Here is a 14,358-nt window from a genome sequence, read left to right as displayed (position 1 = left end):
CGCAGACAAAAAAAAGCCCGCTGGGGAACGGGCAGGGTGTTGCTTCTAACGGATGAGTTGAGCCTACGCAGGGCCTTGTGAAAACTTTGTGAAATCCTTTTGGTTTAAATATTCATTCACATAATCCATCACGCACAAAAAACCCCGTTCGATGACGGGGTTCACTTGCAGGTCCATTACTTCTTGACCGGGGCCGATACCTTGGGAAGAAATTTGCCCTTCAGCACCCGGCACGCCCGGGTCTTGATCTTGTCGACCTCGGTCTGGTCCTCACCGAAACTGGCCACATATTCAGTCTGGCCGCACTGCACGAAATTGTTGATCGGAAACTCTGCGCCGTCGTCCTCGATATACGGATCAGCCATCTCATCACCCCTCTCAAAAACGGGATCGACACCGGCAAGCCCTATTTGCCCGAAATAATATCGATCACCAAGGATTTTGAGACTAGCCGGTCATTACTGGACTTGCCGTTCAGATTGTCCAAAGCCCGACGAGTGGCCCATCTCTGGATCAGCGTAATTTGACCGCCGTCCCCGTCACAAATACCACCACCATCCCGCCCTTGCCGGCAGGCATGCTGATCTCAAAATCGAGGCCCACCACTGCATCCGCCTGAAGTGTCCGCGCCCGTTCCTTGATCTCGTCAGTGGCCTGCTCACGCGCTTCCTTCAACGCACGCTCCAGCGTCTGCGAACGCCCACCGAAGATGTCCCGCATCCCGGCGAACATATCGCGGATGACGTTGACCCCCTGCACCGACTCGGCGCTGACGATGTCCAGATAAGCCGTAATCTGACGGCCTTCGACCGAATGGGTTGTGGTCGTGATCATTGGATTTCCTTGCTGTTCAGATAGTGAGCCAACGCATCAAACGCCGGCAAAGTTACTGGATCATTGGCCGAGTTGCCGGCAACCGGATGCGAGGCGTAGCGGACAATCACCATCTCGGCCCGCGGGTCTACATAGATTCGTTGCCCATGAACGCCCCGCGCCATATACGCCCCGCCCTCCTTGTCCGTCACCCACCACATCGATCGGTAACTCCAGCCTTTCAACAACTCAAAACCCGCCTGAGCGAAAGCCTGCTTGTCGCCGCCACGGCGAATGTCGTCCAGCACCGCTTTGGGCACGATTTGCTGACCGTTGAACCGGCCATCGTTACGCAACATCTCGCCAAACCGCGCCAGGTCACGCAGTCCCGTATTCAAACCGCCACCAGCGAACGGAGTGCCGATGGAGTCCACGGTGAAATAGGCATCCTGCTCCGCGCCTAATCGACTCCAGATCTTTTCCGACAACAATTGCGCCACATTACGCCCGGTGGCACGGGAGATAATCCAGCCCAATACGTCGGTGTTGACGGTTTTGTAGGCGAACACTTTGCCATGCTCGCCTTGCGGTGTAACGGTCTGCAAAAACTCGTAGTAACTGCGCGGACCGCTGTAGTCCCTGGGTTTAGGCAACGGGCTGCCAGCTTTTGCATGAGCCCAGACTTCGGCGTTCGGGTCCGCGTAGTCTTCGCTGTATTGCAGGCCTGTGGTCATGTCGAGCACCTGCCGCACCGTGGCGTTGCCAAATGCGGAAGACGCCAACTCCGGTACGTAATCGCTCACCTGTCTGCCTGCATCGATTTGCCCTTGCGCCACCAGCATCGCCCCCAACGTGCCAATCACAGACTTGGTCACCGACATCGCGGCGTGCTGCCCATCGGGTTTCAGAACGCCGAAGTAGCGCTCGTAAACAATCTGGCCGCGATGCATCACCACGATTCCGTCGGTGTAAGTGGCGGCAAGGGATTGCTCCCAGGTCATGGCAGTTTTCGTCCCGATCGGGATGAAGCTGATGGCATCGATGTCCTTGCGCAAGGCGATCGCAAGGGGAACCGGCGCACCCAGCCCTCGCGAAACATTGATCGTCGGCATTAGCTGGCGAAAATTCGAAACACTCCAGCGCATCGCCGGGAACTGGAAATAGCTGCCATCTTCGAAACGCACGGTCCGATCAGGCGGCGGCGGAGAGCCGACCATCCAGCCCAGCGTGGCCGGGTCGCTGGCAGCGGCGTCGGGAAAGACTATGGAAGTAGATGCGTTGGCGAGTGATGGCGCGATGCACAACAGGGCAGCGAAGATGCGCGTGGCTGTGCCGTCAATAGCGGCGTGAAGACGTGACATGATATCGATTCCGTTCGAAGAGCAGGTATTAGAGGAGCTTGATCAATACCGCTGTGACAGTCGCCACCGTACCAATCAAGCCAGTGGCTACAGCCACCGGGTACCAGAAAGTTTCCCGGGTCATCTTGCCAGCTTCGCCGTTCAGCTTGCGCTGCTCAGCCATCAGCCTGACGATTTCCACATGAATCTTTTCCAGCTCCGCCTGCTTCATGGTGAGTTCCTGCATACCGTGCGCGGATCCGTTCGGGTGAATGGGCATGTCAGGAGCGCTGCCCTTTGATTCATCTTGTACCTCAACGAAGGCGCAAAACGAATCCCCTGCGAAAACGCCCTGAAGACCAGGCTATGGGCGATTCCAACTGCGCGCATGAAAGCGGGCAGTCCATTCTGTGGCACTCTCCGATCCCTTTCTTACGATATTGGAAGGACTCCCACGCATCAAAGGCAGCTCACTACTGTTCCCAGGTTCCCGCAAAGGTCGACCGATTAGTGATATGGCCATGCTGATGGCACTGCGTCGCATGGACCAAAAGAACCTGGAAGATGGAGGTAAAGGCTGGCGCGATAACAACGATAGAGTCATCACAGCTCACGGCTTTCGCAGTACCTTTAGGGACTGGGCGGCTGAATGTATGCAGCATGCACGTGAAGTCTGTGAAATGGCTTTGGCTGCAGATCAGCGACGCTTTATGAGTATCCCGGCAATATTGCGCGGCACCTGAGCTTCAGCAGGTTTGTTGGCCCAAATCAGCCAGTTTTCAATCAGCTGTAGCTGGCGCACCACCGACTCGAACTGCCGTGCCGAAATGCGCTGACCGGCCAACGCGTCGTCGTAGCTATCATTCAGCTCTCGTTCGGTATGCACTACCAGCCTCGGTATTGCACTGCCTTTGGTGACACTGATCAACCAGTGAGTCAGCCACACATCCGCCTTCATCACCGCATCAAACACGCCGAAGGTGCGTTTGTAACGCGCCTGCGCTTCCGCTTCGCAGCGCTCAAGGTCGGTAATCGACGGCGGCGCAGTGACGCACATGATTTCCAGCTGAATGCGGTTGAGCATGGCATACGGATTCCAGTCCGGCTGATCGCGGTTTTCGCCGACGCCATAGGCCTTCCAGGCGGCTTCCAGACTCTGCTTGATGACCTTTTCCAGCGCTTTGCTGCGGCCCTGAATATTGCCCTGCAGCAAGGATATGTGAGCCTTGCGTTTGAGCGCGCGGCCACGCATGACCTGACGCCGGGCAAGCGCCGTCCCCCGGATGTCCTCACACATTTCACTCAAGCGATCGGCACGGGTAATAGCCGCGTCAATCAAGCTGCCGGCCAGTTTGAAATCACCTCCCCCCATGCCAAACGGCGGCGCTGCCATCAGATAAGCCTGACGCACTTCAACATCAATCAGTTTTTCCGCAGCGGTCATGGGCACACAGCCACGGCCATTGAAGTGTGCCAGCGCCAGTAAAAACGCATCGCGCGACGAAGTCAGCGCCGTTGCTTCATCCCACTCGCTATACAACAAGCCCAGCCCGTACTGCACTTCAGCCTGATTGACCCAGCTTTCCGGCAATCCTTCCAGGCGCTTTTTCACCTGACCGGACAGTTGTTCAAAGCCAATGGCTGCCGCTGCCGAATCAGGGTTGGCGGCTGACAGTCGTTGCCCCTCCAGCCAGTCGAGCAGTTCTGGCGATCCACGTAAACAGCTGGTGTTGCAGTCGCCGGGTGGCAGTAACCTGAGCTGGAACAATGGATCGCCATAGGCTTGGTAGGCGCCCCAGGTATTGCATCCGGGAAACTGCTCGAGGGTATCCAGACGGGCGCAGGTGATGGCTTCGGCAAAGTGATCGCCATGAATCGCCAAACGATTGAAGAAGGTTTCAGAGAAGCAGCATGCGGCACTGTCATCCACCTCCCAGCCCGCTGCCACTACGCAGCGCACGCCCATGTTGATCAGCTCTTGGGCAAGGCTTGCCGCCAGGCGGTTACTGCCCGGTTCACTGCTGGTGACTTTGCCCAGATGGCAGCAACTGAGGAACACCAGATCTGGCACGGTTTCCATACGGTCGATTTCGGAGGCAGTCAGCAGTAGGCCATCGGACAGCACCACCCCACTGCGCAGTTGGCCGTTGCTATCCCTGCTGCGGAATACGCCATGGGCACAAATCACCAGCACCCGGTAAGGCCGGGCAAACAGCTGATCGAACACCTCCACGGCACTGGCGCCACCGGCCAGGCTCCAGGTGGCATAGCCGGCGCCTTCCAGCACCCGGCTGACCGCCTGACTTTCACGCAAGGCGCCGGGCAGGTCCAGCAGACGCTCCGGCCACGGTCCGTCGCCTTTAGGTCGGAACTGTTTGAAGTAGCCGTGGGTGTCCGGGTTGCCGATCACACAGGCATTCATCAGGTCGGAGCGGACCACTTCGCGCCGGTACTGCTGGGTGATGAACTGACGCACCAGACGCGTGCGTTTGATCATCGGCACGCCATCAGTTTCGAGCATTTCCCAGGGCAAGTTGGCGCTGCTGTCATCGAGCACCAGAATCAAGTTGTCGGATTTGCGCACGGCGCTTTTGAAGCTCAAAGGCAACATCAACTGGAACAGGCTGTTGCCGAAGAAAGCAGTGGCGTCGTAGCGGGTGCTGTTCGGCCCGCGCAGAGCGCTGTCGACCATCTTCTCCAGAAGCCCGGGCTGACGTTGATCAATCACCGCCTCAACGCGGGCACGCTGGCCCATGTACAGGTAGTTCAAGCGTTGTGCCGGCCTGTCGAAACGAGTCTCGCCTCTGCCTGCATGCTCACTGTTGCGCCCTTGATGATCGGCGCTGCTGACCTGCAGGCGTGGCCAGTAATCACCAGGCGGCGTGACATTCAGGCGCGGCCTGGCGCCTTCGCCGAACTGCACCGCCTGCGCCACTTCCAGGCGGCTGTTGAGTCGTTGCAGCTCACCTGCCAGTTCGCGGTCCAGGGTGGCGACGGCGTAGCTGGCACAGATCGCCGCGTCGACAAACACTTCGACGATGTCCAGCCGGGTGACCAATGCCGGGCGCCCTTTGGGGCCTGCACACACCGCTGCGTACTCACGGTTGGCCTGCAACACGCCGAGGGTGATGGCGCGAATCGACTCATCCACGGTCAACTGCGCGCTGGAATTGGTGCCCAGTAGCAGGCTGGCGATATGCAGCTCCAGGCGCGCGTCGGGTTTGTCCGGGTCATCCATGCGAGTGACCTGCGCATACTGGTCCACGGCATTGAGCAAGTATCGCAGCACACCACCGCGCACCGCCTGGGTGACCACCTCGGCGGTCAGCTCGCCCATCTCGCCAAGGCCGACCATCAGCGCCCCCCGGCCTGTACCGCGGCTGACCTCGGCGGCGGTGCGCGGCACCAGCACCACGGTGGCGTTGCCCAGTTCACCGGAGTACAACCCGAGGCGCTGACGTTGCGACAGCGCGCCGCTGACCAGGGTCTGGTCGATGGCCGCTTCGGCACCGGAAATCGGGTCGCCACGGTAATGGCCGCAAATCAGCGGCACCTGCACGCAGCTCAGGTTCATCGCCAGCACATTGACCTGCAGGGTGCTCAGCTCCGGCTTCGGTTCCAGGCTGTTGCTGCTGCCCAGTACCTGGTTGAGCAACTGGGTATCAGACGGATACGCCGGTGGCCCGCCGCGATAGCTGATCAATGCGCTGGAGCGCTCGCCAGCACGGCTGCTGGGCAGGCGCTGCAGGCGGGTTGGCGTACGCCCCAGCAGCAGGCTCTCGATCTGGGAGAAATAGTGCGGTGTGGAGGCCAGCTCACCGTGCACCACCGGCATATACCAATAACGGCTGTCAGGCAGGTTACCCAGTTTGCCGGAACGCCAAGTTACGGTGCCGTCACCTTGGGTGGTGCCGCGCAGCATCACTTCCTTGCCGCTGGTATCCAGACCACAAGGGGTGTTCTTGCCCTGACCGTACACATAGCTAACGCGGTCATGGTTGAGGTCGACCCAGCTCGAGTCCGCCAGCAGTTGCCAGTAGGTGCCCACCCGCTCAAGCACGTCGGCACCGGGACGTGCGCCAAGTTCGTCACCGAACCAGAAGTCATCGTTTTTAAGCGCCAGCTCGCTCCAGCTGGCAGCGCCGAACAAATCGACCGGGCTGCGGCCCCCGATGTCTTCGAAATCGGGGGCTGGCAACAGGTGCAGCGCCCCCGGGAAACCAGCAATGATCTGCAGAATCTTCTGCAGCTTGTTCTTAAGGTCTACGCGCGCCAGCATGCGGATGGTATCGGACTGCCCCAGCAGCGTTTCCACCATGGAGTAGGCGCCGTGGTTCGGAGTGCCGAGCATCACTACCAGGCCGTCAGCCTTTTTGACCAGATCGGCCCAGAGCGTCGGATCCTGTTTGAATGCCGCGCGAATCACCAGTCCGCCCATGCTGTGGGCGAGCAAGCGGATGCTACGGTTCGGATAGGTGGCCAGTGCCTCGCGCAACTTCACCGCCAGTTGCGTGCCCAAATCCTCCAGCGGTTGACGCCAGTCATAGGGGTGGGGAATGACCTCGTGGGTTCCATCCAGATGCTCCTTTAATTGTTTGTAGGTCGATTCCATCAGGTTGCTGGCACTGACCTTCGGCGCGCCCATGGCGATACCGCCCAGGCCATTCAGGGCGAGCTTGAGTGGATCAAGCCAGAAGGTTTCGTTGTCCACCTGCAATTGGGTGCCCATGATCCCCGGCAACAGATACACCAGTGGCTCGCTGACCAGCTGACTCTTGACCAACAGCAACTCGCCTTCGCTGCGAGCGGTGGTGATTGCCGCAGCTCCGGAGGCGCTGATGCGGTCCAGCATCCAGTCACTGAGGCTGCTGGGCAATGGCCGGTTGCGGTAGCGGACGGTATCGCGAAAATAATGGAAGTGGTTGACCTGCGGCCCCTCGACCGCCATAGCGTGAGCTTCTTGCGCGTGATCGAAAAGGCCGCCGTACATCGAGTCGGTGTTGACCACAAGGTCGTTGCGGGTGCGATCGAACAACGCCCAGTTCACGAACATGTAGCCGATACGTTGCAAGATCCCGCTGGCGGATTCATCGGTATCGCCAGCGACGATGGCCATCTTCAGGTTAGGCAGCGGCTTGGCGCGCGCCAGCAACATGCCCATCGGCGCTTCGGGCAGCATCGCCTCGATACCAGGCACCACCTGCGGCTGCATGCGTTTGTCGGCGATTTCCATCACCACCCGTTCCAGCAACTTGAGGCTGCGCGCAGACACCTGAGCGGCGGCACTACCAGCGGCGGGTGTAGCCACCGCGCCCACCGCCGCGCCGATTCCCCAAGTAGCAAACTTGCGCACCAGGCTCAGCAGGCAAGAGAGAAATACATCGAGGTTATCCGACAGCAAAGCGGTACCGCGAGCCGGGGCGGCGACGCGTACATAGTGGGTGATCTTCAGTTGCTTTTGCTCAAGCAACTTTCTCAATGTTTCCAGGTTGTTCTGCTCGGTTTCGGCAAATGCCTCGCGCTCGGCAGCCAGTGCCGGGTCACGCTTTTCCCGCTCCGCTTCGTCGGGCCTGGGCGTACGGCGGTAGCTCTTGATCCAGCGCGGCAGGTCCGGGTCGGCGGGGTCGATGCACAGCAAGTCAGCCACCAGCCCACCGCGTGAATGGCTCACCAGCTGCACCTGGGCCTTATTGGGCAGGTGCTCTAGCGCTTGCAGCGCGTTGGCGATCGGGCTTTCCGAGAAGGTGCGATGCTCAAGGCCGACAATCTGCGTACCGAATTTTTGTTGCAGCTCTTTCCAGGCGGCAGTGCCTGGTAGCTCACCAAAGCTGCCCAGGGTGTGCGAGCCGGTGCCGTGGATAAACAACAGGATCGGCTTTTCGATGCTCAGTTGAGTCTCTTCGACGATCTTGTCCTGCGGGTTCAACACTCCCCCGCTCCAGCGGTAAAGTCCGGGTGGCCCGGCAAGCTGGCTTTCGATAGCGGTCATCAGTGCCGTCGCGCCCCTTTGCGCGGCCCAGTCAACGGCGAAATCGGTGGCTTTCTTTTTGGACAGTTCCTTGGCCAGCTCAGTGATGTCGTCATCTTCGAGCACCAGTTGCCTGACCTGCCGCCAGACCCAATCCGCTGCACCACGGTTCTTGCCCTGGATATCAATGAAACGGGCGAAATCGACCGCCCCGTCGCGGTCAACCACGTCAGGGCGGGTACGGCGCAGCTGCTCCACCAGGGCATCGGCGCGAATGTAAATGGTCGAGCCGTCATTGGCATCCAGCGCCAGCAGCGCGTGAGGATCGTTCAGGGTATCGCTGTGCGGAGCGTCACTGGCGCGCGCCGCCGGCGCCAACTGCCAGGTTTTCAGCACCCGCACATTACTAAGGGTACTAGCCGGCCCGCCGCTGACACCACGGCTGGTCGCCGATGCCAGGAGCTGCGCCGGCATCGGCGCCAGATCGGCGGGTTGCTGGAGAGGAAGTTTGATGAGTGGGGGCGCGTCGGTCGGATTCACAGTCGTTCCCTCTGGATCCACCCCCTTACTAAAGTTCATGCCTTACTACATTTCAAGATCGCTTCAAGTTTTTAGAGTTTCGACTCTGTTAGTGTTTCAAAAGCCTAACAGTTGGGGGTCAAATCGCCCTCGGTGGTTGATGCCATTGAGCCATCAAGGCACTATGCTCGCCATCGTTTGATCCGAGTAGCGCTCTCTCTGCTGCGTTGCCAACAGCTTGGAATTTGAACATGTATTATGACTATCGGGATTTGGCCGCAGCTGCAACGCTGAAGAAGATTCGCAAACAAGTCACGGGTGTAGCACTTGAAGATGAAACATTTCATCTGGCCTGTGCACCCGTGATTTCGTACTTGGTGCAGAATAAAAAAAAGCTTGTGCACTTTGATGATGATATCAATCAACACGTTGATGATATTATCGGTTTCTCAAGAAACGCCCACCTGCTAACCAGCGACATGATGGTGAATGCTGTTTATCCGGCAGTGGCAAAAGCGCTCATCAACTTGCCAGCTGATGAGGCCAAGTATCTGGCCAACTATGTCTGGGATATCCTCCTTAGTAGTCAAGGGAAGATTGATTACCGCCACTGCAAAATAGTTGCAGGTTTTGCCGGTCAGTTTTTCTCACACCTTCGCAATGAAGTCGTTGATGTCTTCCCCAACACTGCAGAGCTTTCGCTTGGCGTGCTCGGACCCGCACCGCGAAAATCGTTTCCTATGTCTGCTGAGATCGCCCAGCAGCACAGAGCAATGATTGAACTGAAGCTTACGACCAACAACATTCGGCCTGTTTTTGTTGATGGGCTTGGGGCGTTCCATATCTACGGTTCACGGGCAGCCTGCCTGATTGACTCGCCGTCGCAAGACGCCTCGTCAACTGCGCATCTGGACTCGCTGCGCAGTGCCACTTCCGAAGACATTTACTTCCAGCTTTCTCAGGTGCTTGGCAAACAAGGAAAGTTTATTCTCACCCGCACCAACACAGGGGCAACCTCGGCCCAGGCCAATCAGAGATGGGAAAAACTCCAGGACCACGAGAAAATTGAAAGCGTTGTTGCCTTCGACAGTTACTACCAGGGCAAAGCCAGGAAATTCGTAATCGTCGTCATTGACAACACCCGCGCCGCCGCCGACAGCACGGTGTACATCAACGTCACCGCGAACCCGGCGCTCGCTTCACTCGATGCCATCGAGCGCACTATCCTCGCGGCGAGCATTTACCTGATGTGGTTGGGCGTGCCTGTCGAGCCTGACAAATGCACACCAAGGATTGCGACCATCCTCAATAGCCAATTCAAAACTGGCTACCGTGACGTCGACGGCTTGTGCAAGCGGGTATCACGCCGTGAGCAAACGTTGCGAAACACCTTTCGCGTTAGCCAACATGTCGATTTTGGTGCAGCAGACCACAACCGCATAGATGTGAATGGCGATGAGATCGTCGCCTTGATCGCTGCAGAAAAACGACGCTGCACCTATGTGATCGGCAACAACGGCGCCGGCAAAAGCCTGCTGCTCGGGGATATCGCAAACAAACTGCTGAAACAGAAAACCCGCACAGTCGGAATTACTCTGTCGCAATCCAATCGCTTTCCCAAGGTTACCGACAAAAACCGCGAGCACTACCAGACCTGCGGCAGCAACTACCTGAGCGCACGCTCGAAATTCAGAAAATCTGAAATCATCCTCGCCGCGCTCGAAACCATCTTCCGCGATCAAGTGAAGATAGACGCCTTGATCGAATGCCTGGGGCTTCTGAAGTTCAGGGCGCAGATGTACCTGGCGCCCCGCGCCCATTCCAAAAGTGAACGGATGGCACATGAAAGCGACGCAATGATCGCCTTGAGTGTTGACGCGACAGAAAACAGTATCGAGCTGGATCAGATCCATCTGGAGATTTACACCCTGGCACTGAGCAAGGACACAGACGACAAAGAGGTCAAAGACAACCGCTATCTGCTCTTCACCGACCTGAGCTCAGGCGAGCAGAATATCTTGCTACTACTTGCCCACATCATCGAGACGGCACGAGAGGATGAACACACCATCGTGCTGCTGGATGAACCCGAAGTCAGCCTGCACGTGAGCTGGCAACAGACACTGCCGAGGATCCTCAATACCCTCGCAGAACGGCTTTCGCTAAGCTTTGTCACAGCAACCCATGCGCCAGTGTTGATTACCAACGCGCCTAAGAAAGACACGCCCTGCTACGTACTTGAGGCCGGGAAATTAATCCCGATTGCGCCTGAGCGTCGCCATTCTGTGGAAACCATTCTGGTGGCTGGCTTCAACACTTACACACCGCATAACCGCGAAGTGTACGAGCGCTGTGCGCAGCTTGTTGCGGCGGTGATAAAGCTGCAAAACAAAGAGACGACGCCTCCAGACTTCAATTTCGAGAGTGCCCTCGAACAACTGAAGACATTGAAAAGCACCATGGACAGTTCTGACATGGACCAACAGGACAGCCGCTTCCAGCGCGACCTGGAGCTGATCAACACCGCGCGTTCCGCTATTTCCTCGGTCCAGGAAGAGGTGGCAAGCAATGGTTAGCGTCCCAACTGAAGCAGCGCGTGAAGCCATGCTTGAGGACTACCTCAAGCAGTGTCATGGCGATCCCGCACACGTGGCGGCGACCCAGGACTACTTGAAAGTCATGACAAGGAAAGCTTTACGGCAGTTCAGAAGGCGGCCAAACAATAAGCTAAAAGTAGAAATAAACTTATGGAATGAGTTCTACAATTTCTCATGTAGTAAAATCCCGGAAATTTCTGGAGAGCTGATAAGGAAGCAACTGCGCACGCTCCTTGAAAAAGAACAAAACTATCAATGTTGCTATTGCCGGCGCCCATTGCTAAACAGCGGATACGCCAAACCAATAGAGCATGTGTTACCTCGCTCAAAGTGCGTACAGCACACCTTCAACTTGTTCAACCTGGTTGTATGCTGCGTCGACTGCAACCTGAAAAAAAGCAATCATATATGGTCACTCAGGGAAGGCGAATTCACCAGCGAGCAAGAATACCCAGCACCGGAGTCATTTGACGACCTATACCACCCGCGTTTTCACAATTACAACGAACACATCAAGTTCATTCGTCTGCAGTCCAACCACCACAATATTTCAATCTATAAAGGCCTCACTGGCCAGGGTAAAAACCTATGTGCAAACATCCTCACTCATCTCTCGCAAAAAGAAGTGTTTGTGAACGGTAACCCTGACCTCAAGGAATACATCACCACCATCGATCAACACACGGCTGAAACGAACACTAAAGCCGACAAGGCCATTTGCGCTTTCCAGGCGGCCTTTGCCAGCGCGACCGAAGAGCTGCTCTACGACCTTTGAACGCCGTTGCCACTCGCCTCAAGTGCTGCCAATCACCTGTTTACGCATGCGCTTGAAGTCTTCGAACTGCTCCGGCGAAAAGTCGGCAAAAACCCTCCCCTGCTGCTCAAAGGCAATGGGCCACAAGGCATCGGTTTGCTCCACGTCTTCGGTGGTCAGGGCGAAACAACCCCACATCGCTGTCCACTACCAGTCCCTCGCGCTTGAGAATATCCATCGACTGCTCGATCTCACGCATGGGCATGTGAAGGATTGTGTGGTGTGGGATCGGTTATAAGGCGCACTTGAATGCGGCCGGGGTGAGATATCGCGGGCCAGGGCAGTGTCGCCAGTCAGTTGCTGACGACAGGGGTGGCTTCAATTGATTGGATTGCGGAGCAGATGGGGCATACGAATGGGAATATGATTTCGGCAGCATTATGGGACTTGGATTAATGAGGATGGGCCGGATGTTGTGGGGATGTTGGAGCATGCGTTGGATCTCTAGCCCTACGCCACACAGCACCGGATAACTCCGATGTAGCGTGGACAACATTCACTAATTGCTTCGACATGATTACTGCGCAAACACACTGATTGGTCCGCTCCTATAGGCTTATTGCTGGGTGTCGGCCATGCTTAGGTAGGAAACAGGGGGGGGTTGAATCGGGGGTGACCACGGTACATTGACCCTAAGACATTATGACTGGCTTGAAACTAAGAAATTCAAGCCAGTGCAACACATTTCAGCCTAAGTAGACACCATCAGCACCCTGCATTTTTTTCTCTCTTTCTTTCCGTTCGGCCCTCTCCTCATCGGACTCAGGCAGGTAGATTTTGTCACTTGCTTCAGGAGTGAGCGATAAGGCGAGTATCACCATCAAAAAAATGGTGAACGTTCCCAAAGCAATCTGGATCAGAGCGCTAATCCAAAAACCTGTGCTGGCCTCCCGCAACGTGACCGCTGTATGAGAGAGCGTCATTACTTGATCGGTTCCCAGGACCAGATAGTTGATAGCGAACATGAGCACCAGGCCAAAGCCGATGTTCATGTTGATTTCATGATCCCTTCTGTGCTCTTCGTTCTTGTCGAGCAGTTCAATGATTAATTTGTCTCTTTCAATGAGCGCTTTTTTGCGAACGATGGACGGAAAACTGTAGTCGTGATCGATCTGCTTGCCTTTGGTCGGGCAATACCACTTAATCCATGTCGTCACCGCGAGTAAAATCTGACGCAAAACAGGAAAAAGCAGGGCCATCAGGAACGCAAAGATACCTAGGAAAACCAATGCTCCTGCTGCATTGACCTCCGGTGCACTCAAGCTACCGAAAGATTGCACAAGATTCTTTTGATAGAAAATCATCAGGCATGAATCGAGTGCCAGCAGAAACGAGATCAACAGCATAAAATGCCGAAACTCTACTGCCTTATCGATGAAGGTGGTGCTAGTGGTGATGACTTTGCTAATGCTGGTGCTGGAGTCGGCCATGAATGTCCTTGGGTTGGCTAAAACAGTTGGTAGTAATGTCAGTATGACATCATACAATACACCATAAATTCGCCATTCTTTGCTTGCCTTAGGCATCTTTATTAAGGCCGAGACCAGTCAGTAGCAAACCCACACCTTGTTGCTTGCTGTTAAGGCCGCAATTGATGTATCGCTCACGGTCGTTGATTCATGCCTCCATCCCCTCCTTCGCCAGCAACACTTAGGGTTAGTTCTGAGTCACTGACATCGTCGGTGAGCCGATCGAAGCTAGCCTGTTCAATCTTCTGATGGATCGCGATCAGATCAGGTATATGCCCAAGACAAGGGTCTGTGAAAAACTCACGAGCCTTGTTGATGCGATATCTATCAAATAGACAGTGCAGAGCCTGTTCAAGCTTCGAGTAGTTGGTGGTCTCAAACTGAGAAATAACTCGAAAACGGAAAGGTACTCCAGTTGTGTAGAGTTGAGCGATCCGCTTATCCACAGAACCCGTAGTGATTCCGATTTTGATGATCTCGACACCATTGGCCGTGTACAGATTGGTACCGAGGACATAAAGGGTGCCGATATCCTCAGCCAACTTTTCGAGATTTTCACCCTCAATAAAATCTTCCGACTCCAGTTCGATAGGCTCATCGGCCTCTAACGACATTCTGTGAGGCTTTTGAGATTTGTCCGCAAAAATATCCGCCGCGCTACGGCAAGCGATATAGATACGCGCCAGAACCGCGTGATCGATCCCCTTTTAGTTTCCATTCTGCACGTTACGCAGATGCGACTCTGTACCCTAATGCTCAGGGTAATGAGTCTTGACAATTTCCCGGATTTCTTGAGGAGTCATACCGGCCGGGTGTTCCCGCAGAATTGCCCGTACCG

10 protein-coding genes and 1 pseudogene are annotated in these 14,358 nt (G+C 56.2%); 3 read left to right on the top strand and 8 right to left on the bottom strand.

The features are described from left to right. Positions 1 to 176: 176 nt before the first annotated feature. The 5 genes from V6Z53_RS10955 to V6Z53_RS10935 all read right to left on the bottom strand — a co-directional run bounded on the left by V6Z53_RS10955 (position 177) and on the right by V6Z53_RS10935 (position 8,661). Positions 177 to 365, bottom strand: coding sequence for a hypothetical protein (locus V6Z53_RS10955; protein ID WP_338585516.1), 189 nt, complete (start codon positions 363 to 365; stop codon positions 177 to 179). A 148-nt stretch (positions 366 to 513) separates the two neighbouring features. After that, positions 514 to 834: a YbjQ family protein gene (locus V6Z53_RS10950; protein WP_338585515.1), complete on the bottom strand. Its 321-nt coding sequence runs from the start codon at positions 832 to 834 to the stop codon at positions 514 to 516. Continuing rightward, a complete protein-coding gene (locus V6Z53_RS10945) occupies positions 831 to 2,174 on the bottom strand; it encodes a serine hydrolase (RefSeq protein WP_338585514.1) in 1,344 nt (447 codons plus the stop codon). Before V6Z53_RS10945 ends, V6Z53_RS10950 begins: the two co-directional genes overlap by 4 nt. A gap of 28 nt (positions 2,175 to 2,202) precedes the next feature. Then, entirely contained in the window at positions 2,203 to 2,385 is a 183-nt protein-coding gene (locus V6Z53_RS10940; RefSeq protein ID WP_338586481.1) for a hypothetical protein, read from the bottom strand. Between the two features lie 465 nt (positions 2,386 to 2,850). Beyond that, complete coding sequence (locus V6Z53_RS10935; protein WP_338585513.1) at positions 2,851 to 8,661, bottom strand: CHAT domain-containing protein; 5,811 nt, start codon at positions 8,659 to 8,661, stop codon at positions 2,851 to 2,853. A 230-nt stretch (positions 8,662 to 8,891) separates the two neighbouring features. Between V6Z53_RS10935 and V6Z53_RS10930 the strand changes: the two genes are divergently transcribed. Together V6Z53_RS10930 and V6Z53_RS10925 are read left to right on the top strand one after the other, a co-directional pair. Beyond that, positions 8,892 to 11,216, top strand: coding sequence for an AAA family ATPase (locus tag V6Z53_RS10930; protein ID WP_338585512.1), 2,325 nt, complete (start codon positions 8,892 to 8,894; stop codon positions 11,214 to 11,216). Beyond that, the gene (locus V6Z53_RS10925; RefSeq protein WP_338585511.1) at positions 11,209 to 12,012 is read left to right on the top strand and encodes a hypothetical protein; all 804 of its coding nucleotides are present in this window, start codon (positions 11,209 to 11,211) and stop codon (positions 12,010 to 12,012) included. The genes V6Z53_RS10930 and V6Z53_RS10925 overlap by 8 nt, the downstream gene beginning before the upstream one ends. Positions 12,013 to 12,030: 18 nt before the next feature. Here the strand turns inward: V6Z53_RS10925 and V6Z53_RS10920 are convergent, their stop codons facing one another. Beyond that, the gene (locus V6Z53_RS10920; protein WP_338586603.1) at positions 12,031 to 12,189 is read right to left on the bottom strand and encodes a hypothetical protein; all 159 of its coding nucleotides are present in this window, start codon (positions 12,187 to 12,189) and stop codon (positions 12,031 to 12,033) included. Between the two features lie 46 nt (positions 12,190 to 12,235). Between V6Z53_RS10920 and V6Z53_RS10915 the strand changes: the two are divergent. Then, a pseudogene (locus tag V6Z53_RS10915) lies at positions 12,236 to 12,499 on the top strand (site-specific integrase); the annotation flags it as partial. A gap of 238 nt (positions 12,500 to 12,737) precedes the next feature. On the opposite strand, the gene V6Z53_RS10910 reads toward V6Z53_RS10915, so the two are convergent. Both V6Z53_RS10910 and V6Z53_RS10905 read right to left on the bottom strand, forming a co-directional pair. Further along, the gene (locus tag V6Z53_RS10910) at positions 12,738 to 13,481 is read right to left on the bottom strand and encodes a hypothetical protein (RefSeq protein WP_338585508.1); all 744 of its coding nucleotides are present in this window, start codon (positions 13,479 to 13,481) and stop codon (positions 12,738 to 12,740) included. 173 nt (positions 13,482 to 13,654) lie between these two features. Beyond that, complete coding sequence (locus V6Z53_RS10905; protein WP_338585507.1) at positions 13,655 to 14,134, bottom strand: GIY-YIG nuclease family protein; 480 nt, start codon at positions 14,132 to 14,134, stop codon at positions 13,655 to 13,657. Positions 14,135 to 14,358: the final 224 nt, after the last annotated feature.

This window comes from Pseudomonas sp. MAG733B (assembly GCF_036884845.1).
In the GTDB taxonomy this organism is placed as follows: Bacteria; Pseudomonadota; Gammaproteobacteria; order Pseudomonadales; family Pseudomonadaceae; genus Aquipseudomonas.
The sequence above is the reverse complement of the archived record's forward strand: the minus strand, read 5'-3'. Positions and strand labels throughout refer to the sequence as shown.

What these genes read in the sequence shown, in the direction of transcription:
- V6Z53_RS10955 (WP_338585516.1), bottom strand. Translation starts at nt 365, where the DNA reads ATGGCTGATCCGTATATCGAGGACGACGGCGCAGAGTTTCCGATCAAC.
- V6Z53_RS10950 (WP_338585515.1), bottom strand. Translation starts at nt 834, where the DNA reads ATGATCACGACCACAACCCATTCGGTCGAAGGCCGTCAGATTACGGCT.
- V6Z53_RS10920 (WP_338586603.1), bottom strand. Translation starts at nt 12,189, where the DNA reads ATGTGGGGTTGTTTCGCCCTGACCACCGAAGACGTGGAGCAAACCGAT.
- V6Z53_RS10930 (WP_338585512.1), top strand. Translation starts at nt 8,892, where the DNA reads ATGTATTATGACTATCGGGATTTGGCCGCAGCTGCAACGCTGAAGAAG.
- V6Z53_RS10905 (WP_338585507.1), bottom strand. Translation starts at nt 14,134, where the DNA reads ATGTCGTTAGAGGCCGATGAGCCTATCGAACTGGAGTCGGAAGATTTT.
- V6Z53_RS10940 (WP_338586481.1), bottom strand. Translation starts at nt 2,385, where the DNA reads ATGAAGCAGGCGGAGCTGGAAAAGATTCATGTGGAAATCGTCAGGCTG.
- V6Z53_RS10945 (WP_338585514.1), bottom strand. Translation starts at nt 2,174, where the DNA reads ATGTCACGTCTTCACGCCGCTATTGACGGCACAGCCACGCGCATCTTC.
- V6Z53_RS10910 (WP_338585508.1), bottom strand. Translation starts at nt 13,481, where the DNA reads ATGGCCGACTCCAGCACCAGCATTAGCAAAGTCATCACCACTAGCACC.
- V6Z53_RS10925 (WP_338585511.1), top strand. Translation starts at nt 11,209, where the DNA reads ATGGTTAGCGTCCCAACTGAAGCAGCGCGTGAAGCCATGCTTGAGGAC.